General features: G+C 33.4%; 34 protein-coding genes. 31 read left to right on the top strand and 3 right to left on the bottom strand.

From position 1 onward, the window contains the following. Nucleotides 1-50 precede the first annotated feature (50 nt). Complete coding sequence (locus JJQ60_RS17495; RefSeq protein WP_201923340.1) at nucleotides 51-473, bottom strand: energy transducer TonB; 423 nt, start codon at nucleotides 471-473, stop codon at nucleotides 51-53. An 8-nt stretch (nucleotides 474-481) separates the two neighbouring features. Next, nucleotides 482-853, bottom strand: a complete 372-nt coding sequence (locus JJQ60_RS17490) for a hypothetical protein (protein WP_201923338.1) — start codon at nucleotides 851-853, stop codon at nucleotides 482-484. 422 nt (nucleotides 854-1,275) lie between these two features. Here JJQ60_RS17490 and JJQ60_RS17485 point away from each other — a divergent pair, with 422 nt between their 5' ends. Further along, nucleotides 1,276-1,770: a hypothetical protein gene (locus JJQ60_RS17485; RefSeq protein WP_201923336.1), complete on the top strand. Its 495-nt coding sequence runs from the start codon at nucleotides 1,276-1,278 to the stop codon at nucleotides 1,768-1,770. A 71-nt stretch (nucleotides 1,771-1,841) separates the two neighbouring features. Next, entirely contained in the window at nucleotides 1,842-3,122 is a 1,281-nt protein-coding gene (locus JJQ60_RS17480) for a hypothetical protein (protein ID WP_201923334.1), read from the top strand. Here JJQ60_RS17480 and JJQ60_RS17475 read toward each other — a convergent pair whose 3' ends face one another. Beyond that, nucleotides 3,123-3,275, bottom strand: a complete 153-nt coding sequence (locus tag JJQ60_RS17475) for a hypothetical protein (RefSeq protein WP_201923332.1) — start codon at nucleotides 3,273-3,275, stop codon at nucleotides 3,123-3,125. It lies immediately after the preceding gene. Nucleotides 3,276-3,545: 270 nt separating this feature from the next. Between JJQ60_RS17475 and JJQ60_RS17470 the strand changes: the two genes are divergently transcribed. The 29 genes from JJQ60_RS17470 to JJQ60_RS17330 all read left to right on the top strand — a co-directional run bounded on the left by JJQ60_RS17470 (nucleotide 3,546) and on the right by JJQ60_RS17330 (nucleotide 21,965). Continuing rightward, the gene (locus JJQ60_RS17470) at nucleotides 3,546-3,701 is read left to right on the top strand and encodes a hypothetical protein (RefSeq protein WP_201923330.1); all 156 of its coding nucleotides are present in this window, start codon (nucleotides 3,546-3,548) and stop codon (nucleotides 3,699-3,701) included. Between the two features lie 4 nt (nucleotides 3,702-3,705). After that, nucleotides 3,706-3,996 (top strand): helix-turn-helix domain-containing protein, encoded by a 291-nt coding sequence (locus JJQ60_RS17465; RefSeq protein WP_201923328.1) that lies wholly within the window; start codon nucleotides 3,706-3,708, stop codon nucleotides 3,994-3,996. Nucleotides 3,997-4,017: 21 nt separating this feature from the next. Continuing rightward, nucleotides 4,018-4,212: a hypothetical protein gene (locus JJQ60_RS17460; RefSeq protein WP_201923326.1), complete on the top strand. Its 195-nt coding sequence runs from the start codon at nucleotides 4,018-4,020 to the stop codon at nucleotides 4,210-4,212. 2 nt (nucleotides 4,213-4,214) lie between these two features. Next, on the top strand, nucleotides 4,215-5,297 hold the full coding sequence (locus JJQ60_RS17455; RefSeq protein WP_201923324.1) for a hypothetical protein: 1,083 nt from the start codon (nucleotides 4,215-4,217) through the stop codon (nucleotides 5,295-5,297). Next, nucleotides 5,294-5,548, top strand: coding sequence for a hypothetical protein (locus JJQ60_RS17450; protein ID WP_201923322.1), 255 nt, complete (start codon nucleotides 5,294-5,296; stop codon nucleotides 5,546-5,548). Before JJQ60_RS17455 ends, JJQ60_RS17450 begins: the two co-directional genes overlap by 4 nt. An 86-nt stretch (nucleotides 5,549-5,634) precedes the next feature. After that, nucleotides 5,635-6,108 carry a hypothetical protein gene (locus JJQ60_RS17445; protein WP_201923320.1) on the top strand — a complete coding sequence of 158 codons (474 nt, stop codon included), beginning with the start codon at nucleotides 5,635-5,637 and terminating at the stop codon, nucleotides 6,106-6,108. A 155-nt stretch (nucleotides 6,109-6,263) separates the two neighbouring features. Continuing rightward, nucleotides 6,264-7,073, top strand: coding sequence for a hypothetical protein (locus JJQ60_RS17440; protein ID WP_201923318.1), 810 nt, complete (start codon nucleotides 6,264-6,266; stop codon nucleotides 7,071-7,073). A gap of 46 nt (nucleotides 7,074-7,119) precedes the next feature. Then, the gene (locus JJQ60_RS17435) at nucleotides 7,120-7,545 is read left to right on the top strand and encodes a hypothetical protein (RefSeq protein WP_201923317.1); all 426 of its coding nucleotides are present in this window, start codon (nucleotides 7,120-7,122) and stop codon (nucleotides 7,543-7,545) included. A gap of 151 nt (nucleotides 7,546-7,696) precedes the next feature. After that, entirely contained in the window at nucleotides 7,697-8,059 is a 363-nt protein-coding gene (locus JJQ60_RS17430) for a hypothetical protein (protein WP_201923315.1), read from the top strand. 38 nt (nucleotides 8,060-8,097) lie between these two features. After that, complete coding sequence (locus JJQ60_RS17425; protein WP_201923313.1) at nucleotides 8,098-8,829, top strand: hypothetical protein; 732 nt, start codon at nucleotides 8,098-8,100, stop codon at nucleotides 8,827-8,829. Nucleotides 8,830-8,878: 49 nt separating this feature from the next. Further along, entirely contained in the window at nucleotides 8,879-9,118 is a 240-nt protein-coding gene (locus JJQ60_RS17420; protein WP_201923312.1) for a hypothetical protein, read from the top strand. 80 nt (nucleotides 9,119-9,198) lie between these two features. Continuing rightward, a complete protein-coding gene (locus JJQ60_RS17415) occupies nucleotides 9,199-9,447 on the top strand; it encodes a hypothetical protein (protein WP_201923310.1) in 249 nt (82 codons plus the stop codon). After that, nucleotides 9,414-9,956: an NADase-type glycan-binding domain-containing protein gene (locus tag JJQ60_RS17410; RefSeq protein WP_201923308.1), complete on the top strand. Its 543-nt coding sequence runs from the start codon at nucleotides 9,414-9,416 to the stop codon at nucleotides 9,954-9,956. The genes JJQ60_RS17415 and JJQ60_RS17410 overlap by 34 nt, the downstream gene beginning before the upstream one ends. Nucleotides 9,957-10,394: 438 nt before the next feature. After that, a complete protein-coding gene (locus tag JJQ60_RS17405; protein ID WP_201923306.1) occupies nucleotides 10,395-11,234 on the top strand; it encodes an RNA 2'-phosphotransferase in 840 nt (279 codons plus the stop codon). A gap of 32 nt (nucleotides 11,235-11,266) precedes the next feature. Continuing rightward, nucleotides 11,267-11,911, top strand: coding sequence for a hypothetical protein (locus tag JJQ60_RS17400; RefSeq protein ID WP_201923304.1), 645 nt, complete (start codon nucleotides 11,267-11,269; stop codon nucleotides 11,909-11,911). After that, nucleotides 11,896-13,281: a hypothetical protein gene (locus JJQ60_RS17395; protein WP_201923302.1), complete on the top strand. Its 1,386-nt coding sequence runs from the start codon at nucleotides 11,896-11,898 to the stop codon at nucleotides 13,279-13,281. The genes JJQ60_RS17400 and JJQ60_RS17395 overlap by 16 nt, the downstream gene beginning before the upstream one ends. A 335-nt stretch (nucleotides 13,282-13,616) precedes the next feature. Continuing rightward, nucleotides 13,617-14,078 (top strand): hypothetical protein, encoded by a 462-nt coding sequence (locus tag JJQ60_RS17390; RefSeq protein ID WP_201923300.1) that lies wholly within the window; start codon nucleotides 13,617-13,619, stop codon nucleotides 14,076-14,078. Then, entirely contained in the window at nucleotides 14,078-14,974 is an 897-nt protein-coding gene (locus JJQ60_RS17385; RefSeq protein ID WP_201923299.1) for a transglutaminase-like domain-containing protein, read from the top strand. The genes JJQ60_RS17390 and JJQ60_RS17385 overlap by 1 nt, the downstream gene beginning before the upstream one ends. Nucleotides 14,975-15,005: 31 nt before the next feature. Further along, complete coding sequence (locus tag JJQ60_RS17380; RefSeq protein WP_201923296.1) at nucleotides 15,006-16,316, top strand: hypothetical protein; 1,311 nt, start codon at nucleotides 15,006-15,008, stop codon at nucleotides 16,314-16,316. Between the two features lie 296 nt (nucleotides 16,317-16,612). Beyond that, the gene (locus JJQ60_RS17375) at nucleotides 16,613-17,032 is read left to right on the top strand and encodes a hypothetical protein (RefSeq protein WP_236669164.1); all 420 of its coding nucleotides are present in this window, start codon (nucleotides 16,613-16,615) and stop codon (nucleotides 17,030-17,032) included. A 126-nt stretch (nucleotides 17,033-17,158) separates the two neighbouring features. After that, nucleotides 17,159-17,782 (top strand): hypothetical protein, encoded by a 624-nt coding sequence (locus tag JJQ60_RS17370; protein WP_236669163.1) that lies wholly within the window; start codon nucleotides 17,159-17,161, stop codon nucleotides 17,780-17,782. Nucleotides 17,783-18,018: 236 nt separating this feature from the next. Continuing rightward, nucleotides 18,019-18,186 (top strand): hypothetical protein, encoded by a 168-nt coding sequence (locus JJQ60_RS22110; protein WP_236669162.1) that lies wholly within the window; start codon nucleotides 18,019-18,021, stop codon nucleotides 18,184-18,186. A 21-nt stretch (nucleotides 18,187-18,207) separates the two neighbouring features. After that, the gene (locus JJQ60_RS17360) at nucleotides 18,208-18,732 is read left to right on the top strand and encodes a hypothetical protein (RefSeq protein ID WP_201923288.1); all 525 of its coding nucleotides are present in this window, start codon (nucleotides 18,208-18,210) and stop codon (nucleotides 18,730-18,732) included. 11 nt (nucleotides 18,733-18,743) lie between these two features. Further along, complete coding sequence (locus JJQ60_RS17355) at nucleotides 18,744-19,022, top strand: hypothetical protein (RefSeq protein ID WP_201923286.1); 279 nt, start codon at nucleotides 18,744-18,746, stop codon at nucleotides 19,020-19,022. Between the two features lie 109 nt (nucleotides 19,023-19,131). Then, entirely contained in the window at nucleotides 19,132-19,467 is a 336-nt protein-coding gene (locus JJQ60_RS17350) for a hypothetical protein (protein ID WP_201923284.1), read from the top strand. Continuing rightward, nucleotides 19,448-20,284 carry a hypothetical protein gene (locus tag JJQ60_RS17345; RefSeq protein ID WP_201923282.1) on the top strand — a complete coding sequence of 279 codons (837 nt, stop codon included), beginning with the start codon at nucleotides 19,448-19,450 and terminating at the stop codon, nucleotides 20,282-20,284. The genes JJQ60_RS17350 and JJQ60_RS17345 overlap by 20 nt, the downstream gene beginning before the upstream one ends. 45 nt (nucleotides 20,285-20,329) lie before the next feature. Beyond that, a complete protein-coding gene (locus tag JJQ60_RS17340; RefSeq protein WP_201923280.1) occupies nucleotides 20,330-20,506 on the top strand; it encodes a hypothetical protein in 177 nt (58 codons plus the stop codon). 28 nt (nucleotides 20,507-20,534) lie between these two features. Then, a complete protein-coding gene (locus JJQ60_RS17335; RefSeq protein ID WP_201923278.1) occupies nucleotides 20,535-20,963 on the top strand; it encodes a hypothetical protein in 429 nt (142 codons plus the stop codon). Between the two features lie 3 nt (nucleotides 20,964-20,966). Then, a complete protein-coding gene (locus tag JJQ60_RS17330; protein ID WP_201923276.1) occupies nucleotides 20,967-21,965 on the top strand; it encodes a peptidoglycan-binding domain-containing protein in 999 nt (332 codons plus the stop codon). Nucleotides 21,966-21,982: the final 17 nt, after the last annotated feature.

Raw genomic sequence — 21,982 nt, 5'->3', positions numbered from 1 at the left:
ACCGAATAATTAAAATATAGAAAGGATGCTTAGAAATAAGTGTCCTTTTTTTATTGAAAAGTAATGTAATCAATTAGCACTACCTTTACCAATTTGTTATTATTTTTAGCAGGTTTCCATTTAGGCATTAAGCTTACCAATTTTTCTACTTCCTTATCATGATTAACACTGATTGACTTAATTATTTTATGGCTATAAACATTACCATCGCAATCAATATATAATTTAAAATAAGTAGATTTATTTGGTATCTCAAAATCTTTAATTTTGAATTTTGAGTTATTTTTGTAAAACTTAAATAGTTTAGAATCTCCTCCCTTAAATATAGCTTTTTCATCTACCATATCATTATTATAAACTTGTTCTTTTTTTGTAGGTTTTATTAATAAAATCTCTTGTTCTTCATGAACTTGAGAATTACCAGTAAAATTAATTATTACACAAACTATAGTAAAAAGAAATGTTTTTTGCATGAGAAAGGTTATTTTCTAAATCTATTAAATATTTTGATTCTTTTTTTTTCTTCTAATAACCAGCTATAGTAAATAATTCCTGGGATCGATATTCCTACCGGTAATAAAAACATAGAGTAAATACCTCCTTTATCTATATACTGTATTAAGAAGTTAGCAATAATTATTGTACCAATAATCATACCAACCAATAAGATTAAATTTAAAATACTACCTTCTGCTATTACATCATTAGCAGAATAGTCATGAGTTTTTGAGCAATTATTACATTTAACTTTGATTAGATCTCCTTTTTCTTTTGCAAGTTCTACTCGGTCAGAAGCATAGCTATTAATTTTGTTAGGTTTAGAACAAGATTTACAATAAATTCTTAAAATCATTTATGCATTTGATTTAAGTTTTACATTTTTGATCAGTGCTCTTCCCTACCGGTTTGTGATTAGTGATGAGTAAGAGTCTGCAATATAACAAACCTGTTTCAAAAAATGAGTCTGGATAATTATATTTTTACTATGTTGTGGCTTTTATACTTCATTGAAATAGATTAATGCATATTTCGAAATATGATAATAATATTCCTGTTTACATAGTTTCTTTAATGAGATAGTTTTAATTAAATTAATCCTTTTTTATGTTTCTATGCCTACAATTTTTATTTATTCTTAAAGTCGTATTATGAAATTAATATTGATGTATTCAAAAAAAAATCATTACTCCCGAAAAATGAAACTAATACATTCTATTTTAGCTTTCTAAGAGCAGACATTTCACTAAAATGCTCATAAAGTCAAAATTAACAACATTGAAGAAAGAGCAACAAGCAGTATATAAAGTCTTGAGACAATGTATAGGAATGCAAAGGATAGATATTTTAGATCTATTATTAAAAATTGAGATGTTATTATCCTATACTTCTGGCACTTTAACTAGAAATGAGATTAAACATCTTATTGATATCGATAAAGATGTTAAAGAGGATTTAGATATACACTCGTTTACAGTCCTTCCTAATGGAAAATTTTGTCAGTGTATAGGTGCAAACGATTGGCTTTGTATTTACAAAGAACAAAAGAAAGGAATCTATAAATGGAAGATATTCGATACCTATTATTTTAAAATTGAGCACCCTTTCTCAAAAATTACAAAACTTACTAAAAAGAATTTGTTAGAAAACTTTCAAGGCACAAGTGAAGAGGTAGACATTAGAGATTTCCTAACAAAAAACAGAAGTATTAAAAAGAAGAAATTTATTAGAAAATTGCTAAAAGTAAATCTTCATAATACTAACAACTATTAAGCCTTAACCGAATTAAACATATGATGTGACTACTACATAAAAAGGGAAAAATTAATTTAAACACATCATTTATGGAACATATGAATGTATTCCACAGGATATTTCATGGGGATCTACATCCATTAACTAATCAAAAGACAAAAGAATATTATCTAACCTATCTTGAAAATAAAAAACATGATGAATTAGGGAGGTGTGATTTTAGAGATTTGAAGATGACCAACACTGGTACCATCACTTTAAAATTTTGGTATTACCAAAGTTTGTTCAATCATACTCTGCAAAATATTAAGTGGGACTTGCACAAAAAGTTATTCTCTCTAGATAAAAAAGTTGGGGATATAGATCATCTTATAAAAAATTACCAGAACTATGTTTTGAACTATATGAGAATTATAGAACAAAACTATTTATCAGCTGAAGATAGGAAATCAATATTTAAAATTTCTGAAGAAAAAACTAATACAGACATTTTTAAGATTTTATACAAAACATTAGATTCTATATTGCTTTTTTTAGAAGAAACTTTTCTTAAGTATATAGATAAATCTTTGGATATTCCATACCAACAAAGAATATGGTTTGCACATCAAAATCAGGATACAATAAATACTATACAAAGTAAAATCCACAGTCTCAAGGTTCCAAAAATTGTTAAAGATGAAATACACCAATTATTGTCCAAGATAAAAGATAACAGAATTTCAAATCTTACTTATGAATCCAAAGAATATTATTCAACCTTTATAAAAGTCTTAGATCATCTTTTTAACAAAGAAAAACTTCCTTCCAAAGAACAACTATATGAGGTGCTTATCAGTTTGGATTTTAATACGTTTAAGATTTTCTTTTTTATGACTGACGACATTAAAAACAAGGTTAAAAGCTTAAAAAATAATGAGGATAAACTAAAACTGTATCGAGAATACTTAAAAAAAGTCAAAACCATTGTAAACACTATCCCCTATCGATTAAATCCAGAACTGCCACCATTAAGAAAAAACCTTTTAGATTGGGTCACCGAAGAAATAGCTTTTTATGAAGAGCTTATAAAGTTTGATAAATCAAGAGTATTAGAAGAAACCTTCAATAACAGGAAACTTTTAAAGGTTTCGGTACCTGAAGTTTCTTTAATCACAAAATTGCTATATGAATCTAAAGTAATTGATGGTCCTAGAACTGAATTGTTTTCATTTCTCTCAAAGACTTTTAGAACAGAAAAAGCAGCTCTAATTTCATCAGAAAGCTTAAGTAACAATTATTATTCGGTAAGTGAAAGTTCAAAAAGGTCAGTAAAAAAGATACTCAAAGGAATGCTTCTTCAATTGGATCAAATGAAAGGAGAATTATAGTTATTTTTCTTTAAAAAGGTGTAAACAATTGTGATCATGTAAAAAAGCCAATAATTGCTGTAGCATTCGATACGAAAATCCATCCATTTCTAACAATTCGGACCCTTTGATTTCTAATAACTTTTCGAGTGTGTGAATGTTATGTTTTTGCATGAATGTTTTGATTTCTTTGGACAGGTTTAAATTTTCTATGGAATTTTTTAAAATAAGGGGTTGCATTAGGGTGATAATTATCAATGATTATATAGTTGTTTAGGATGACAATATACCATTATCTCCCTCAAATGTCGAATTTATTTTCAGTTTAATTCACTGCTTTTCAATTGATTAAAATTTAAACAAAGGGTTATAAACCCCTTTACCACTGTTTTAATATGGTCTTAATGATTCTCTTTGTCCCAAATAAGTTTTAATCGAGAAAAAGTGTCAGAAGATAAAAAGATAGATTGGTCTGGAATAGACAGAAATAACCTACCACATGGTGATTGGATTGTTTCTCATAAAGATTCCAAAAACAACATCATTTTAATATCTCGTGATGATTTTCTAGAACAGTTAGAAATTAGAGTTAACAATTAGGAATATGGAAATAATTGTATTTGAATCTGAAGCATATCTCAATTTACAACGAGAAATGTTACAAATGGTAAGAACTACCATACGTGAAGCTAAAGAAGAAGCATTAGCAAATATGGATCCCGCAAACGATTGGTTATCTCCCGAAGAGGCAAAAAGTTTATTAGGAATAAAAAGCAAAACAAAACTACAAGAACTACGAGATTTTGATGAGATTTTATACTCTAAAGCCGGTAAAGTTATTCGCTACTCTAAAACCAGTATACTCGAGTATCTAAATCGACACATTGTTAGGTAAACAACTGTAAACACTACTACTATGCTTACACTTGAGGAACAATTGGTATTTCTAGAAGCATCCTGCGATCAAAAAATCCAACTATTAGAACAAATTAGCGAACAATTCGGAGAAGTGAACAATGAAATTTTTACGACACAAATTGATCATACAATGTTCTGCTATGAATCTGTCCTTACTTCCATTCGAGAATTACAAAACATAAAAAGTAAATAGAAATGGAACTTACCCCCGTACAATTGAATTATGATTTTGGTAAACTGTTTAAGACAACAAAATCCTATATAGATAATTATAATAAAAATAATTTTGAATTAAAGAGCCGTATTAATGCAAATCATAGGGCAACCGCAGAACTGATTACACGATTGTATGCCAAACAATTAAATAAAGCTATATCCCGTGGAGACTCTTTTGAAGATGGGTTTCCAGGCTTTAAAACTTATAATCCTAGTTTAGCATCTTGTAAAGGATGTACAGTGAGAACTATAATTAATCATAAAGAACGATTAAAAGCTGCAGGGTTTATTATTAAAGAAGTTCATCATGGTAAAACAGGGATAGAATTATGGATTAATCCATTAATTTTTGATGAAAGAGTGAAAAAAATTCACCCATTAGTTCAAGAACATCAAGAACAAAAGAATAATAATAGTGATGTTAATTGTTTAATAAATGTTACTGGAACACTACAGGAACATCACAAGAACACGGAGGAAAGCTGGATTTCCAATTTCGATAATGCGAAAGCAAATGAGTTGGAACCGGCTTTTTTACAAGGACTGGTTAATAATTTTTGGAATTACGCTCGTTCAAAATTGTTCCCAGATGATATATTTTCTAAAGAAGAAGAATTAAAAGTACTGGAGAATATTACAACAACCATTTACAGAAATTTTGAGGTTAAAGGAAGTTACAAAGATTGGAAGGACTATCAGGACGGCTTGTATGAAAGGGTTGAGATGGTAAAACGATGGTTAGATCGAAATCCTTATCGATGGATCCCATCGGCTCATCTATATTTTCACCCACATAATAAGCGTAATAATTTTAAAAGTACATATCAATGGTTTTTAAAACAACAAAATCTCAAGCGAAATATCCGGAATCGAATACTTATACAAAAAGCGGAAAAAGAATGGTTGGATCATGATAAAGGAGAAGGTAAACATAAAGATAAAAGTCGTTTACAATTATTTCGTTTACAACTCAAACACCTTGAATCTTATAGAGATAAGACATTACTCAAAGTTTATGAAAACAGTTTACAAAGAATACTATCCAAAAAATTAACCCAATGATTCCTTCAAACCTATCCAGTGTAGCATTGTCCAAATGTATAGTTTATTTTAAAGATGGAAATTGTGGCACTTTTTATTCTTTAGATAAAAGTCATAGAAACGCAAGACCTAATAAGATTTTAGGATTAAAAAGGTTGGAAAAAATGCTTCTGCTACGCTTTAAAGGGAAGTGGGAAACGGCAATTATCTATGAAAACCAACCCAATGGTAGGGAAATTGCTAAATATAGGGATGGTGTTAGGTTATTTTAAGAGTCTTAGAATTATATACTATGTTTGTAAGCTAATTAGAAATAAAGGATATATATCTTTCGTATAATTATTGGGCAATATTGAAAATGCAACAGATACTAAAATTGTTCTTGGCACATTTAGTCATATTCATAATTTCAATCTTCGGATTGACATATTTTTATGAATATATTGAAGATGAAAGTCTTGAAATGTTTTACTCACTTTTCCACTTTATCATTGTTTTGATTTTATATCTGATGAGTGGTTATTTGTTGACAAACGGAATAGACAAGTTTCAAATTAAGAATTATTGCGCTATTGCATTTATAGGAATATTAATTTGGTTTTTGGCTTTTATAAATTCTCCCACGGACTTGGACTGGAAAAAAGGAAATGGAGGAATATTGTGGTTGTTATACAGAATATATATTAGTGGAATTGAAACTCCTTTTAATTTCAGTGACAATCTTTCTATTTGGAGTAAGAATTCTAATATTAATTTGGCAGTGCTTCTTATTTTATCAATTATTCCTTCGTCACTACAAGCATTAGGCGGATTTTTAAAAGTTTGGAAATAAAAGGAATATGTCTTTTTATGTAATTGTTATGTACAACGGAAATTCATGATTTTTTCGGGAAAACACCTCAGTTTCAATTTTTAAAACTGGGATGTTGTAATTTAGCAGCGGACTAAAAATATACATTACTAATAAAGGCTCCAGAAAATTAAAGCATGATTTCACTCAACATGATATGGCCAGCCATTTACGTTTATGACGAAATATGGCGTTTTTGGTTTTTAGTTTTTGCAACTATAACTATAGAAACCATTGCAATTAAGATGATTTTAAAGTACACCTGGACTAAATCATTTTTATCTTCAATAATTGGAAATTTAGTTTCAGGCCTAGTAGGTACCTTCGTAATGATGTGGGCAATGCTTTTCTGGCATCTAATTGCTGACAATTTTGTCCCAAATGCAACATTTGACATAATTAATTGGATCGCAACTTATATATTAATGTGTTTAGGAAGTGTTTTTATTGAAACTGTAACAGTAAGTCTGATTTTTAAGGATTCATTAAAACGATTATTTATTCCTCTTTTAGTAGGTAATTTAATGACATATGGATTTATAGCTTATACAAGGACTACTAAAACAAATAAAGACCCAGACGAAGCTAAAACAGAAGAAGTTTTTTATAAATCAATTCCAAATAGGTTTTTTCTTTTAGACAGCACGAGTTTAGATATTTACTCATCGAAGATCGATTTATCTTTAGATAAGAACGATCAAATTTTAAACGAGAATTATAATCTACAAATAAGATTTGACAAAGAAAATCCTAAACATTTTCAATTTGAACTTAGATATATAGATAATGAATATGCAGGTGGAATTCAAGATGGTTATAAAAGCATTAAGTTAAATGAATTAAGAGATACTATTAATGTGATATTAGAACAAAAGAACCCTAAAAAAGGTGTTGGATGGAAAGAACCAATAGTAACTGATACTATAAAATTTATTAGGGTTAGGTAACATTTTGCTCTATCATGACACGTATGTAGAGATAAATAAAGTAATAATGAAGAAAGACCATAAAGAAATATTAATAAAATCACTTCAGTTAATATCTCAGTTTAATGGCAATGTAGATTTAATTTCAAACGGTAGAGAGTTTGTTAAAATACATGAAAGAAATATTTTGACCCTTAAAGAAATTGCAAATGAACGGAACTCAACTTTTATGTCAAGTCTAATTGATAAATACCCTTCAATATTCGAAAATGAGATAGATCATTTCATCACAAAGGAAAAAAAAGAAACGAGTCTTATTAGTTTTGCCGCAGGTAAATTAATTGGTGGAATAGTTGATTTAATCAAAAATAAAGGTATTTCGACCAGAATGATAAAAAGTAAACTCGATGAAATAAAATTGCTAAATGAAAAGTTAAGCAAAATAGCAGAGGATCCAATTTATGAACAGCTATATAAGAAAACTAAGGAGTAAGAAGTTTTTATAAAGAACGGACTAAAAAAATCATCTCAAACATCTGAGTTTAGCCATAAATAAGAATATTAAGACACATCTATTTTGTGTAACTATTGTAGCCAATTAAGAAATGTATTCATACGAAACAATAAAAAATATAAGTTCAAGCTTGTATATCAACATAAAAAATGAATTAGATATACAAAATAGACTTGAAAATGCTGTTAATGAAATTCAGTCTCAAATTGCTAGAGATTTCAAAGGTTTATTTGGACATGAATTAATTTTGAAAGAGTTCCAGATACACGTAGATGACGAAAACTATAGACAAAGTTCTACCGGACTAATCTTAAATGAGGTAATTCTTGGTAATGAAAATTTTGAAATCACAGTTGAATGCTTAATTGATCACGGAAAAATTTGGGTTAAAGTGAAAGACGGAAAAGAAATTCCAGGCTTCAATCTAATCGTAAAAAGAATAGAAAGTGCTCAGAACTTTGAAGGACTAACTGAATTAAAAGAAATAAAGTAAAACTAGCTACTATAAATATATTAAAAGTTATTTATATCATGAAATCAATATCAATTATTCTACTTTCGCTAATGATTCTATCTTGTAATAAAAGAGAGGATAGAATCCAGATAATAGAAGATGAAAATCTAAATCAGAAACAAATTGATTCGATTATAGATGAATACAATTTTGAGTATTCAAGAGTTGTTTTCATTGATAGTATGGAAAAAGTTATCCTTCCGATTTCCACTCAGAACGCTCGTGATAAAAGTAGGTATAGTGCTAAATCCTATTACGCAGATAGCTATCCTAACTATTGGAATTTAATATTTTTTGACATAAAGAGCGGAAAAACCAAATTGCTCACTCAGAAAAAAACGAGAATTTTAGACTTTACTACAAATTTTAAAAATGTAGGCCCAATACTCAAAAAGAGTGTTTTATATAAGGCCGGAGATACGGATTATAATTTGGACAAAAAATTAACATATGTTGATCCTAATCAACTTTTCATCTCTGACATTGATGGAAATAATTTTTCTAGACTTAGTCCTATCAATGAAAATTTAATTGAATATGAAATAGTACCTAATACTGACAAAATAATTTTCAGAACCTTACGAGATTCAAATGGAAACAAGGAATTCGATGAAAAAGATGAAAAAATTTGGTATTTGATTGACCTATCAACAAAATCAAAAGCAGTCGAAATACTCAATCAGGAGAAAAGAAAAGAAATAGAAAATCTTTATTTTAAACAATGGTTGGTAAAAAACAACAAAGGATAACAATTTGTATATTACATAGAACATTATCTAACATTTAAAACAAACAAAATTGGGATTTAAAATTGGACTTTCATTATTTATGCTTTTCGGATTTTTCTTTTTTAGAAAAATCGGACCAATACTTGTTGGAAAGCTGAAAGAGTTTAATAAAAGAAGCAACACAGGATTGGTCGAAAAAGCACCATTCATTTTTAAATTTTTTACTTTGTTTTTTAAAGTGGCATCAATGATGTGTCAAATATACATCGTTATGATTTGGACTGGTTTTGTAACGATACCAGGTAAATAATAGTGGTACAAAAAAGGCGAAAAGTAAAATAGTAGTTTACCTTGTTATGGGTAAATCTTTAAAAGTTCACAAGTATGATCATGAAATTATTACGTAATTTATTAATAGTTCTTTTTTGTAACCATATTTGCGCCCAAGATTTAAAGATAGTAGATGCCAAAATTAGCAGGGAACTAGATTTTGGGCCTGAAATCCAAAAGGAATGGATCATAAGAGATAAAGCCATGAAAGATCTGGAAGAAAATATAAAATCCTGGGATCAACTTACTGAAATTGAACATTCAGTACTTAAAAAATGGGAGAAGTATATGATAGTATGTGGGATGTAATTGGGGGTGGATGTAGTTGGTATTGCGGAGCAGGCGGATATCAAGTTACTACATCTTCTAGATTATCTTCACAAGGAAATATTAGTTATGAACCAAAGAATTTAAAAGACTTTAGTTTTAAAACTGCTTGGGTAGAAGGAGTAAGCGGATATGGAATTGGTGAATATATTAAGTTCACCTTTAATCCTGAGCATCCAAGGTTAACAAAAATAATTTTAGTTAATGGGTATGTAAAGAGCAAAAAGGCTTGGGAAGATAATTCAAGAGCCAAAAAAATCAAAATGTACGTTAACCACATTCCTTACGCAATTGTTAATTTAAAAGACGTATATGCAGAACAATACTTTGAGGTAGATCCAATAGGGCATTCAGATAGAAAAAACTCCGAAGAACTTAAACAAAAGGACAAGTTCACTATCAAATTTGAGATATTGGATGTCTATAAGGGAAATAAGTACGACGATACAGCTATAACAGAAATATACTTTGATGGAATTGATGTTCATTAAATTAATACCTTATCTATGAAATAACGTATCGCGATTAAAACACATTTCTTATGAAGAATATTAGAATCACTTTAATCATTATTACCCTTGGGGTAATTTTTGGATGTAATCAATCCATTTCAAATAACTCGACTAGTTCATAAAATTATACGATTACAAATACAAAACATAAAGGAGGTGTGTACTTATCGGTTCTACCGGATGAATTGAACAAGTCAATGGATTCTTTTTTTAAAGAAACATCTACATGTATAGACGGTAAATCAGTTGATATTGTTTTACTTGATGTATTTAAAAATAAAACGAATTACGTTTGGTACGCATCAAATCGAAAAACAGCATCTTTTTTTAGATTTATATCTGATCTTGATCTTAAAAATGTTAGGTGTGAGAAAATTGAAAAATCGATTATTAAAAATGAATTAGAGTCATTAAAAAGTGAATAAAACTCAAACCCAAATACGCAAACTCATTAGTTACTGGTTACGTCACAAACCCGAGGATGAAAATATCATTTTAGACGAGTTTGGGTGGGCCAATATTAAAGACATATTGGCTGCACTAAAAGCAAACAATATACAGTCCACTCAAAATGATTTAATCGAATTAAGTAATAGTTTTAATAAAATAAGGTGGAAAATTGATGAGTTGAATCATAAAATCAAAGCTACCCATGGGCATTCTATATGTATATTACAAGAACTAGAATCACAAACTCCTCCGGAAGTTTTATATCATGGCACGGCAACAAAGTTTTTAGAAAGCATTATGGCCAATGGATTAAAATCTAAACAACGGCAGTATGTACATCTGTCTGAAGCAATTGATATGGCTAAAGATGTGGGAAGCAGGCATGGTAAACCGTTTATCATCGAAATTAATACTAAAAAACTCATTGAAGAAGGCTGGAAGTTTTATAAAACTGAACAGAATGTATGGTTAACTTCTGAAATTCCAACAGAATATCTAGATTTTGAACCTTGGGAATTTACAATTGATCAAGAAACAAAAGCTACTTTTCTGAATGAGTTTAAAAAAGAAATTGGAACTAAACACCAACTTTCAAACACAATAAAAGACCTAAAGTTGTTTGCAAAGTATGGACCTAGTGACGATTATTTGTTTAAAAATATCAAATCTGAAGAGTATTTTGTAGTTCACCTTACTTGGAGCGGAAAAAAGGAAAAAGAAGGTTGGCCGTCAATTGAGAGGTATGATAGCTTACAAGATTTTATTAATAAGCGATTAGTACCGAATCAGGCTGATTGGTATATATAGTTTTACATTTGTAGAAATTAGATTTTTTAATAATGTCGGCGAAACAACATTTCATTAATAAATTCAAAGAAAAAACGGATGATGATCTAATTTTCATTTTGAATAATGCAACGGATTATCAAGAGGAAGCCGTAAATGCTGCTCGGTTAATATTGGAAAATAGAAAATCTGAAGGAATACATGTAAAGCCTGAACCCTTTATAAAAACACTCGAATCAAAAAAGAGAAAACCCGTAAATAGATTAGATACGGATCCGTTCTTAAGAACATTAAGTTATCGAGATTTTTTGACTTCTTTCGCTCTTGGAATATTACTCCTTTCTGTTCATACGCTTTTTAGATATTATTCGGGAGAGGACTTTATAAAAAATAATTCCATATTCCTGTGGGGCTTTTCATTCATTCTATTATTATCTATAAATCATGCCTTTTATCGTTTTGAACATAAACGATCTAATAATCTAATAGGCAGGTTAATTCATGATGTTATATTTATCATAATGTACTTTATTTTATGGGGTATTTATACTTCAATAATAAATCTTGAAATTACCAGTACTATTACTACCGATGATATCCCTGCTATTATTTTTCTATCTTTTCTAATCCTACCAATAGAAGCTATTATTGGAATTGTTAAACGACTATTTAAACTTTTGAAATGCGAAATCCTTTAAAGATTAAAATCATCATCATTGGGGTTTCATTTAGCCTATTATTGTCGATAAATTTAGTGCAGAATAACTTTTATGCTAAGCCAACTTTAAAAAAATGGGATAAGTTGACATGGGACGATTTTAATGGTATCACACAACCATTTACAAAATTTGATGCAGCTATAAGTAGTGACATTGTATTAGAGTATAATGACTCTGATTCCTCTGTTATAGCATATGCAGTTCAAAATAATCAAAAATCCTGGAAAAAAAAGCAAGAAGAAATTTCAGATTATCTTTTAAATCATGAACAATATCATTTTAACATTGCAGAGATTTTTGCTAGAAAAATGAATGAATTCATAAAAAATAATCCTAATGAGGATTACTCATTTTATGATAAAAAGCTCTCTGAACTTAAAATCAAAGAAAGTAAAATGCAAAAACTATATGATAAAGAATCGAACCATAGTATTTCGAGTATTGATCAAAGTATTTGGGAATACAAAATTGATTCTTTATTACAATATTATTCAAATCAAACAGGTTTTGTAACGGATTTTTACTCCGGAGCCAAAGCATACTTCCCACAGACTCCAAAATTTGAAAAAGGAATAGATTCAATAAATGGCTATAGCTATAGATATTTTGCAATTGATAAATATAATATGGAATTAGCACTAGTTACTTTTCAATATTTAATTCCTGAATTTGAAGACCTAGAGGAAAGTATAAAACAATACTATACAGATAATGAATTGGAAATAAAATCATTTGAGAAAAATAATCTTGACAATGATATAAAACTTGTTATAGTTGCAGAAGATACCGTTCGTAATAGTATAACCAAAGATTTTTGGTTATCTACAAAAGATTATTTTTACAGGGCATCTGCTAGATATTTATCTAAATATAAAGACATAGTTAGGTATACCAAAATAGCAGATAATTTTATAAACACCTTCGAGGTAGTGAACACAGAAAAATATTGGACACAAAAATTTCAAAATACTAATTTGGATTATGAACATAGAAACCTAAATAACCCACAACCTAAAGATTGGGATTGCTTAGTGTATGGGGAAGAGGATCAATATGTTTTTTTTAAAGGTCCAGTATTTATGAAAAATGGTTCTCTTATCCTGATTCAGGATATTCCAGATAGTATGAATAATAAGATTAAATACAATTTCTTAAGATTAAATAATGATGTATTTCAATACAATAAGATAGATTCCACTGATCATTTTTTATATATACCATATCAAAAAATTCCTGAAAGAACATTTAATATAGAATTTGGATATGTGCCAGTCGAAGATAGTATTAAAGATTGTTATAAGTTTAATTATCAAACTATCGAAATCACTCCTCCACCCCAAAAGCCTTAAACACCATCCGCACCTCATAAGGATATAACAACTGCCTCCGCCCTGTATCCAATCCTTCAATTTCTTTAAGTTTTAATCTCAGGGTTTCACGGCTTATACCAAACTTTAAAGCGAGCTCTGCTTTACTCCAAAATCTCATTTTCATAGTACTATTTTAATTCGTTTTAGACTTTTATAACTTCAAGAACCAAATGTTTACCAGTTTTGTAAACTCGGCCCAGTAACCCCACTAAACTACAAGGATTTCAAGTAACAACCATAGCTAAAACAGGCTTATACAATCTCATTTGTTTGCTGTTTTCAAACCCTATTTCTTTGATATAAAACAAAGAATTATGTTCAAATGGATTGCCGGAGGATTGGCCGCATTTTTTTCGATACGATACTTATCCCGGTTACAACGGGCAAGTACTAATATCACCTCTCGTATAAGAGTGCGTATCCATAAGATCAATCTTACCGGGATCGAACTAAAAGCAGAAGTGCAATTACAAAATCCCAATCCGATATCCTTGAATATTCAACATCCATTTGTCAAAATTTTATTTAAAGATAAACTGTTGGGCAGTTCCACGATTGAAAACCAGGTTATTGAGATTCCCGAGAACAGCCAAAAGAATTTTGAATTACAGATTCAATCCGCAGGATGGCTGACACTCATCCAAATACTTGGAACTAAAGTAGTAAGCGATATTCGATCCGGAGCTCCTATTCAATTAAAGATTCAAACACAGGTAACCACAAGGGTCAATGGATTGCCTTATGAAAAAATGGATAACATCATAGTACAACTCTAATGCAGGCACAGGCAAAACGACATATCCGTTCGGGAGCGCAGTTTTCTCATTTGATCCCTCAACGTATCAGCAAGGATACGGTGGTTATAGGTTCCGGGAAAGCGCAGCTACAAGATACCCTGAACCTGATGAAAAAGATTATTCAGGAGACTAAGGAAGATACTGCGACACTTGCTATACACTTAAAAGGACATACTGTGAACGAGACCTGCAAGAATATCTGGCAGTTTGTCTATGGTCATATCCAATATACCATGGATAAAACCGGTATAGAGCAAGTACGTCGACCTTCCCGAACATGGGCTGATCGCAATAGCGGAGTGGATTGTGATTGTTATACGGTTTTTATCAGTAGTATCCTTTTTAATCTTGGAATCCCTTTTAAAATGAGAATTACCAAGTACGGAGGTAAAAAGCACTTTCAGCATGTATATCCTATTGTACCTATACCCGGAGGTCATATTACCATTGATTGTGTGACGGATAAATTCAATCACGAAGTCCCGTATTCCGAAAAGAAAGACATTGGGATTAACGATACCATAGATACTCAAGATATCACCGGGTTAAGTGGTGTTGATACGGCGGATATCAGCCTGGATGGTATAATCCAAGAACGTATTCCATTACGGAAGATGATTCCCAATAGGACGACAAGGATAAAATGTACACCAAGCTCCATATCTACTCAAGGAAAACGAAAGGTTGTAACCTCAGGAACTCTGGTATCTCCTTTTCGGTTTAAGGAACATCAAAATGCAAAAACGAGTACCTCTAAAAAAGATTTCAATTTACTGAATTACCTACTTATCTCGGTGATTTCCGTTTCTGCAGGAATTGGAGTCATCAAGCTATTGACCAAAAAAGCGCAAAGAGCGAAATACGTAAAAAAATAAATCGGGCTTATGACCCTTAAAAATAACACCTATGGAATTACACCGATTGGATGGCTTTGATGCCAGCGGACTAGATCATATGGAGATCACAGAAAGCCTATCCCTACAGGAACCTGATCTGATGCTAAAAGGCGTTAATGACGCCCCTGATATCGCTTATGAAATTTTAGATAAAGATGGTAATGTGATCTTATATGCCGATAGCGAAGAGAATATTTATGTGATCGATGGCTTGGGAGGTTTCTTTAAAAAGATTGGACGTGGATTAAAGAAGTTTACCCGAAAAGTAGGTAAGTATGTGATTAAACCTGTGGTCAGAACCTTAAATCGTTTTATTAATCCGGTGACCATCTTACTTCGTAATGGATTTTTACTGGCCATGAAGTCTGATATGATGAAGGTTGCCAGCCGACTTCGCTTTGGGTATCTCAGTACCACCCAGGCCAAGAAAATGGGAGTCGATATGCGCAAGTTTGGTAAGCTTCGAAAAGCGGTAGAAAAAGCAGAGAAAATTTATCGCGTGGCCGGAGGAAGAGGTAGAAACCTTAGAAAAGCTATTCTTACCGGAAAAGGGAACAGGGATCGCAAAGTACCATTAAGTGGTTTTACCATTGGAAGTATTGATGAGGAACCGATCTTTTATAGTGATCCTTTTGAAAAATTCGTGGTAGAATCAGATGTGGACACTTTTGAAGCATTTTTAAATAATGAAGGACACCTGGATGGATTAGGAGCAGTTGCTACCGGAACTGCAGTTGCTGCTGCCAGTGGCGCGGTTGCTAGTGTGGCTACGGTACTCAGCAAAATTGGAAACATTTTTGGAAAAGCCAACAAAGTAGTATCCCAGGTAAGCCAGGTCAAACAACAAGCACAAACCTTGTTTCAAAAACCAAGGAGATTTCCAAGACCTCCTGCGCCCCGACCTTTACCACAACCTCTACCACGTTCTATTCCAAGAACGAGCGTACGCCCTACCCGGATTTCAAGAGGACCTGCAAGGTCTGTGCCTGCAGTGATTTCAAGAAATAAACCGCTACCCGCTAAAACCAATACGACAACATCAGCTGAAAAGAAAAGCTGGATCGAACGGAATAAAACCCCGTTACTTATAGGAGCAGGTGTTTTGGTAGCTGGAAGTGCCATTGCCATAGCGGTAAAATCGAATACTAAGAAAGCTTCGAGACCAGTTTCCGGGGTTCCTAGAAAACGCCTCAAGCAAGGGAAGCAAAAAAATACAGGTAGAGATGCACTTGGACGATTTACTAAAGGACATACTGTAAAAAAGAAAAGAACAGTAAAACGAAAAGCCCCAGAAAAACTAATCCCCAAGGCTCTGCTATGATTTTAGTAATTGAAATTAGATCGTCAGATAATTCCAATACAAAATCTCCTTAATAAACAGGATAAATATAGTGCGCCGACAAGGCAAAGAAATGAACTAAACATTATTAAATAATTATGAAAACAAAAGCAAATGCAAAAGATAGTCTCCTGGAAGTAGGAAAACACCTGAGTACAGGAGTATTAGGAATGGTAGCTGGTTCTGCCGTAGGTAGGTATTCCCTCGCCCTTGGTGCGCTGACCATATTCGGGGGAGCCTACTACGGTAAAGATTGGATTACTTCGGCAGGAGTCGGAATGGCATTCTCCAATGGATTTGGAGGGAAGTCGAAAACCACCAATGGTATTGATGGTATCCAAGACAACCTGGAAGAAGCTAAAGACAGGGCAGTCAACTCTTTAAAGGCCATTGGTAAAAAACTATACCTTGATAAGCTATCGCCTTCCATGGCACAGAAACTTTCTCTAGGGAATTTAGAAGATCGTCCCCTGGTATTTATGGGGTCGGGTATGGTGGATGAAGGTGACTTTGATACCGATGAGATTGATGATGTGATCCAACGGATAGAAGCCGGAGAACCTATTCCCACAGCTGACATACAGGAAGATTTCACCCAGGGTGTGGACGGTGATATGGGGGCAATACATTTTGGAAACCTCGACATGACCGAATTACAAGGGTCAGAAGATATCACAGAACTCAACGCAGTAGCCTAAGTCGCAAGGCGACAGCTATAAATTATTAGAGTCGTTAGTACAAGGTATTGAGTTTTCAATACTACTGTAAAAGATATTCTAACTACTCATTACTAACTACTTAATACTAATAATACAATGAATACCATGAAAAAAAGTTCAAGAGCACAATTTTTAGAAATTGTCAATGCCCATATCTCCCTTAGAGACCAGGCAAAAAAGTACGATCCTGCTATGGTCAAGGTAGCTATGGATATTAAAGATGGAAGATTACAACTGGCCGATGCTGCCTATTACTCTATCAAGTTTGCAGGCAACAGGGCTAATATTGATATGTTCGAAACCCAGGATGCCAAGGAGATTGGGATCACAAACGTCACCCAATCCAAGTTACAGAAAGATAGATTGTTTTTATGCAACCGTATTATCCTGTTAGCAGCTGAGATTGATGGCGATCTGCCTGATAGTGATTCCCAACTAAAAAAAACGATCAAGCAAACCAACTTTGATAGTATCAAAAAGGTAGCAGGCCTACAAAATGGAGTCTTTTCCCTGGTGGCCAATAAAAAGACCATCATTGATGAGCGTCCGATGCAGGAATTTGTGACCGATAATAATCTGATGACCAATCTAGGAACCTACTACCTGGAGAGTCCACGATTTATTCGCGATGATGAGGAGTTTGAATTCAATATCGAATTGGGTGATGATGCCCCGGAGAAAACGTTGGTTAAGGTAGTTCTGGCAGGAACAGTGACCATTCCGGCATAATTCATTGGATGATGGAAAATAGTACCAAAGAAACGCGCGTAACCTTCTCTTTTAGGATTTCTGAGGCCAATAAGCTGATTACCGTAGATAACCTGGAGCTGCCTAAACACACCAAAATGGTCAAAGGGCTTCAGCTGATCTCGGATTATCCCGATAAGCTGTACTATAGGGGAAGTCAACGTATCGAGATTGGTGGCGAGGAACTCTTCCCCGACGGGTTTGATAGTAAGATCTTGATGTCTTCTTTAAGTGTTGCTCCTAAAGAACGATTCTTCGATTTAGGAGCGGTATTACCGGGAGACCTATCAGTGAAAGTGCGCTACCAGGATACTGATCATCCCAGTACGGATTTTGGAGAAGGATACAAGGTAAGCCTAATCATACTCATCCACGAAGCCGTATAGCGGTATTTAAAAATGGAAAAAATGAAATGTAAGATTGAGACATACAATAAAGAAGACGGTAAGAGTGTTATAGTTCGCAGGAAGTTTGTGCCTATACAATTTAAAATAACAAAGGAAAACCAATTTGTAAACGCCTCGGCCAAACTTCCTTTTACTACATCTAAAGTGATTGGAGTGCTTACCGTTAAAAAGGTAAACACCTGTAATAAAGCCCCCTTTGCTCCAAGATATTATACCGGAGTTACCGACAATCAAATACAAGATGCTTCTTTTTTAGAAACCAATCCGGGGGAAGAGTATGCCCAACCCTACCCGCCTGATCTTACATTCGATATTTTTTCTGATTTCAAGTGGTGGTACTTTGCACATCCTATCCTGGATCGAAAGCCGATGATCACCTTAAATGGGTTTGCTTTAGGAATAGCGCCCAAAACAATTACTATTAATTTGGAGGGGTATTGTGATCCGCAGGACTACTATCTCTGGAGCGGAATTCTTCCTCTGGAGGGAACCGGGCTATCGATCTCATTTACTGATTCCATATAAACGAATGAATTATGATACTAGGAACACTCACCCTTCATCAAAAAAGAGGGGTGTTTTATAAAGAGATACACATCGCTTGTGCAGATCAGTTTTCCAACATAGAAAACAACGAACTAAACGGTGATGTTGCTCTTTCAGATCAAAAGGCTCATGAAAGCTTCAGAGTAAATCCAGTAGATGAATCCGGAAATACGGATTATATCACAGCCACCTTTGAAGATGATGGAAAAGCCAACTATCCTTATGAGATTACAGTATGGGTTCTTATCGAAAGTCAATCCAGTCCATAATGGGCATTTGAAATCATACGAATCACGTGTGATAAAAGGATGGAGTATGTGTAGGAATAATGTAATATATCATGCTTTACGTGTGAGACAATAAAATATAAGAGGTGTTATGCAGGAAGAATTTGCAATACAATATGCCGATAGAAGGGCCAAAGAGAGAGGATACGATTCGTACCGAATTGTATATCGGGAATTTGTAATTCCTGCTGAAGGAATGCTCAAGTTTCACGCGAACAATGAACTCTGGCTCATCACCCATATCGGGTGGGGACTGATTGTAAAATCAGACTATGGCCGACATGAACATTGGTACACCCAGGGGATTGTAGAAAACTCTTATGAGCATGGGGATCATATCGAGATTCGAAATGCCAGGGATGAGCAGGCTACCATTCGTTTTTTACAGGTGATCTTAAAAACTAAAGATGATGGAAGTAAGACATAAAAAACCCGGATCTGTTCGATTAAACGACAGGCAATACCAGGAAATGGAACAACTAGGCTTTCACAGTGAGAGCGCCTATGTAAAATACAAAATGGGACAAGGGCAATCCAAGCTTGAGGTATTAAAATCACCTCCTGAAAATGTGGTAAGAACACTACCGGTGGTCAGTGAAAAAAGATCAAATTCCGGTATGATGGAAGACCAATTAACTATACAACGGTTATCTATGGAAAACCGAAAACTCCAGGAGAAACTCGAAGAGATGAGCAGGAGCAGCGAAGAAACCTTAAATGGGGTACATCATAAAGTACATTCCATGCTTCAAGAAGAATTGCAAAAAAGAGATCATGAAGAACTCAAAAAGTCTTTTACAGCCAGTAAAAAGAAGATAGAACAATTAGAAACAAGCCTTGAAAAAGCTAACAAAGAAACCGAAGCAAAACAGGAAGAGATCGAAGCTTTAGTTAAAAAATTAGGATTTGTAGAATTAGGCAAGGCCTTGCTTCCCGGAGCCATCTCTGGATTAGCCAAACAATACCCCAAACAGATGCATGGCATTGCAAGTACTCTGGGAAGCTTAGGCCTCAGTGCCACGGGCACAGCGGAAAATGAAATAAACCAGGACCAAGATCATTTATTACAAATTCTAAATTACTTAAGAGAACTATTTACAGAAGAACAATTTGGGCAGGTTATAGAGCTTATGATGCAGGTCGGAGAACAAATTAAAAACGATACTCACCTAATTCAAAAAATAGCTTATTACATAGATCAACTAAAAAATAATACCCCACACAGTGATAATGCTACAAAATAGCATAATACACCTTGATTCTTTAAAACTTAGAAACCTTAAAATAGTATGAATACACAAATCACCATAGGATTAGAAGTACAGGACAAAACAGAAGCACACCAGGTTAAAAAAGCTTTTGAGACGATGAACAAACATTTTGGTGCCAAAGGGATTATTCGAATGGAACAGCTATTCCTGAAAGATGCTTTTATCCGAAACCTAGTTAAAATGAAACTGGCATAGCCAGAGATTAATTGTAAAAAAAGAAACTATGGCATTACCCGCAGCAGCGCTTGCAATGCAAGCAATAAAAGACAAGCCAAAAGCAAGGATTACTTCTAAAGTGACCACGGTATTATTGACAGCGGGATTGGGATTAGGAGCTTTTTTTGGAGTACGGGCTTTGATTGGGAAGTTTAAGCGCAATAATCGGGAACGTCTGGCTTTACAAGAAGGCAATCCAGCCAGTTTTGCTACCCAGCTTAAAATGGCCTTTGAAAATGACAACGCCTTTGGATGGGGTACAGATGAAGAGATGGTATATCGCATATTGGAGCAAGTACCTTCAGCCTCTCTGATGAGAAAAGTGCTACGTGCATATAAAGATTTATATAAAAACAACCTTTCTGCTGATTTAAAAAGCGAACTATCCACACAGGAGTATGCCATTGCCCTGGAGATTATCAATTCAAAAACATAAGCTATGAAAACGCAAACACTCGCAAAGCGACAGATCAAAAATAAAAGTAGGAAAACCCAAAAAGATCAAAAGAAATATGTCATGTATGGCCTTGGGATTGCTGCTCTTATTGGTGGTGGATATCTTGCTTACAATTACTTTAGAAATCGAAGAGTCACTACTAGAGGTACAATAGATCCCATACCCCCAATAACCCCTGGAGATATTGTAACTACTCCTACACTTCCTGTGGCATCACCGAGCAGTTTTCCACTTCGAAAAGGAGCGCGAGGTTCCTTAGTGCAACTCTTACAAAATGCATTAGTGCAGAAAGGAGGACAGCCAGCACTCATCATTAAAGAGACCAGTTTTAGAAATGGCAAACCCGATGGGATATTTGGCACAGGAACCCTGCGTGCTCTGCGAGCTGCCGGATTCCCTTCAGTGATAACACAAAGTACGTTTACCTCACTGGTGGGCAAGAATACGAATGCCTCCTTTGGGAGTTGGGGAGCTGTTGCCAAAGAATTGATCGATGCAGCCAACAAACGAAATCTGTTTGGGGTTCTTATGGGACTTAAGAAGATAAGCTCTCCTAATCAATATAAACAGGTGAGTGTATTTTTTCAAAATGTAAGGATACTTGGAACTCGGGTAACCTCATTAGTCAATGCACTATTGAGTGTAGCGTTTAAATCCAAAGAACTGGAGAAGGTAAAAATAAGAGCAGAGTTTAGAAGAATGGGACTCAAACAAAATGCACGTGGGGTATGGTTTATTCCAAGTTTAGGTACTCTTAGAAATTTTGATCAAATGAATGATCAAATTGAACAGGAATGGAATCTGGCTATAGCAGAAAGGCCAACCTTACTCAAAGCTGAAGATGGATCCCTTATTGTTCCTGAACTAGTACCCAATACTGTAGTGGGTTATATTACTGGCATTCATGATGAAATGACACAAATTCTTACTCAATCGGGAGAGACCGTCTATGCGCCTACCAAGAACCTATCGTCAATGTAAACGTAAAATTGAAAAAA

This window comes from Aquimarina mytili (genome assembly GCF_016735115.1).
Taxonomy (GTDB): Bacteria; Bacteroidota; Bacteroidia; order Flavobacteriales; family Flavobacteriaceae; genus Aquimarina; species Aquimarina mytili.
This window is presented reverse-complemented; position numbering and strand designations above follow the sequence as displayed.

Coding starts and splice junctions, on each gene's coding strand:
- JJQ60_RS17495 (WP_201923340.1), bottom strand. CDS start 473: ATGCAAAAAACATTTCTTTTTACTATAGTTTGTGTAATAATTAATTTT.
- JJQ60_RS17490 (WP_201923338.1), bottom strand. CDS start 853: ATGATTTTAAGAATTTATTGTAAATCTTGTTCTAAACCTAACAAAATT.
- JJQ60_RS17480 (WP_201923334.1), top strand. CDS start 1,842: ATGGAACATATGAATGTATTCCACAGGATATTTCATGGGGATCTACAT.
- JJQ60_RS17475 (WP_201923332.1), bottom strand. CDS start 3,275: ATGCAAAAACATAACATTCACACACTCGAAAAGTTATTAGAAATCAAA.
- JJQ60_RS17465 (WP_201923328.1), top strand. CDS start 3,706: ATGGAAATAATTGTATTTGAATCTGAAGCATATCTCAATTTACAACGA.
- JJQ60_RS17460 (WP_201923326.1), top strand. CDS start 4,018: ATGCTTACACTTGAGGAACAATTGGTATTTCTAGAAGCATCCTGCGAT.
- JJQ60_RS17455 (WP_201923324.1), top strand. CDS start 4,215: ATGGAACTTACCCCCGTACAATTGAATTATGATTTTGGTAAACTGTTT.
- JJQ60_RS17450 (WP_201923322.1), top strand. CDS start 5,294: ATGATTCCTTCAAACCTATCCAGTGTAGCATTGTCCAAATGTATAGTT.
- JJQ60_RS17445 (WP_201923320.1), top strand. CDS start 5,635: ATGCAACAGATACTAAAATTGTTCTTGGCACATTTAGTCATATTCATA.
- JJQ60_RS17440 (WP_201923318.1), top strand. CDS start 6,264: ATGATTTCACTCAACATGATATGGCCAGCCATTTACGTTTATGACGAA.
- JJQ60_RS17435 (WP_201923317.1), top strand. CDS start 7,120: ATGAAGAAAGACCATAAAGAAATATTAATAAAATCACTTCAGTTAATA.
- JJQ60_RS17425 (WP_201923313.1), top strand. CDS start 8,098: ATGAAATCAATATCAATTATTCTACTTTCGCTAATGATTCTATCTTGT.
- JJQ60_RS17415 (WP_201923310.1), top strand. CDS start 9,199: ATGAAATTATTACGTAATTTATTAATAGTTCTTTTTTGTAACCATATT.
- JJQ60_RS17410 (WP_201923308.1), top strand. CDS start 9,414: ATGGGAGAAGTATATGATAGTATGTGGGATGTAATTGGGGGTGGATGT.
- JJQ60_RS17400 (WP_201923304.1), top strand. CDS start 11,267: ATGTCGGCGAAACAACATTTCATTAATAAATTCAAAGAAAAAACGGAT.
- JJQ60_RS17395 (WP_201923302.1), top strand. CDS start 11,896: ATGCGAAATCCTTTAAAGATTAAAATCATCATCATTGGGGTTTCATTT.
- JJQ60_RS17390 (WP_201923300.1), top strand. CDS start 13,617: ATGTTCAAATGGATTGCCGGAGGATTGGCCGCATTTTTTTCGATACGA.
- JJQ60_RS17385 (WP_201923299.1), top strand. CDS start 14,078: ATGCAGGCACAGGCAAAACGACATATCCGTTCGGGAGCGCAGTTTTCT.
- JJQ60_RS17380 (WP_201923296.1), top strand. CDS start 15,006: ATGGAATTACACCGATTGGATGGCTTTGATGCCAGCGGACTAGATCAT.
- JJQ60_RS17375 (WP_236669164.1), top strand. CDS start 16,613: ATGGCATTCTCCAATGGATTTGGAGGGAAGTCGAAAACCACCAATGGT.
- JJQ60_RS17370 (WP_236669163.1), top strand. CDS start 17,159: ATGAAAAAAAGTTCAAGAGCACAATTTTTAGAAATTGTCAATGCCCAT.
- JJQ60_RS22110 (WP_236669162.1), top strand. CDS start 18,019: ATGTCTTCTTTAAGTGTTGCTCCTAAAGAACGATTCTTCGATTTAGGA.
- JJQ60_RS17360 (WP_201923288.1), top strand. CDS start 18,208: ATGAAATGTAAGATTGAGACATACAATAAAGAAGACGGTAAGAGTGTT.
- JJQ60_RS17355 (WP_201923286.1), top strand. CDS start 18,744: ATGATACTAGGAACACTCACCCTTCATCAAAAAAGAGGGGTGTTTTAT.
- JJQ60_RS17350 (WP_201923284.1), top strand. CDS start 19,132: ATGCAGGAAGAATTTGCAATACAATATGCCGATAGAAGGGCCAAAGAG.
- JJQ60_RS17345 (WP_201923282.1), top strand. CDS start 19,448: ATGATGGAAGTAAGACATAAAAAACCCGGATCTGTTCGATTAAACGAC.
- JJQ60_RS17340 (WP_201923280.1), top strand. CDS start 20,330: ATGAATACACAAATCACCATAGGATTAGAAGTACAGGACAAAACAGAA.
- JJQ60_RS17335 (WP_201923278.1), top strand. CDS start 20,535: ATGGCATTACCCGCAGCAGCGCTTGCAATGCAAGCAATAAAAGACAAG.
- JJQ60_RS17330 (WP_201923276.1), top strand. CDS start 20,967: ATGAAAACGCAAACACTCGCAAAGCGACAGATCAAAAATAAAAGTAGG.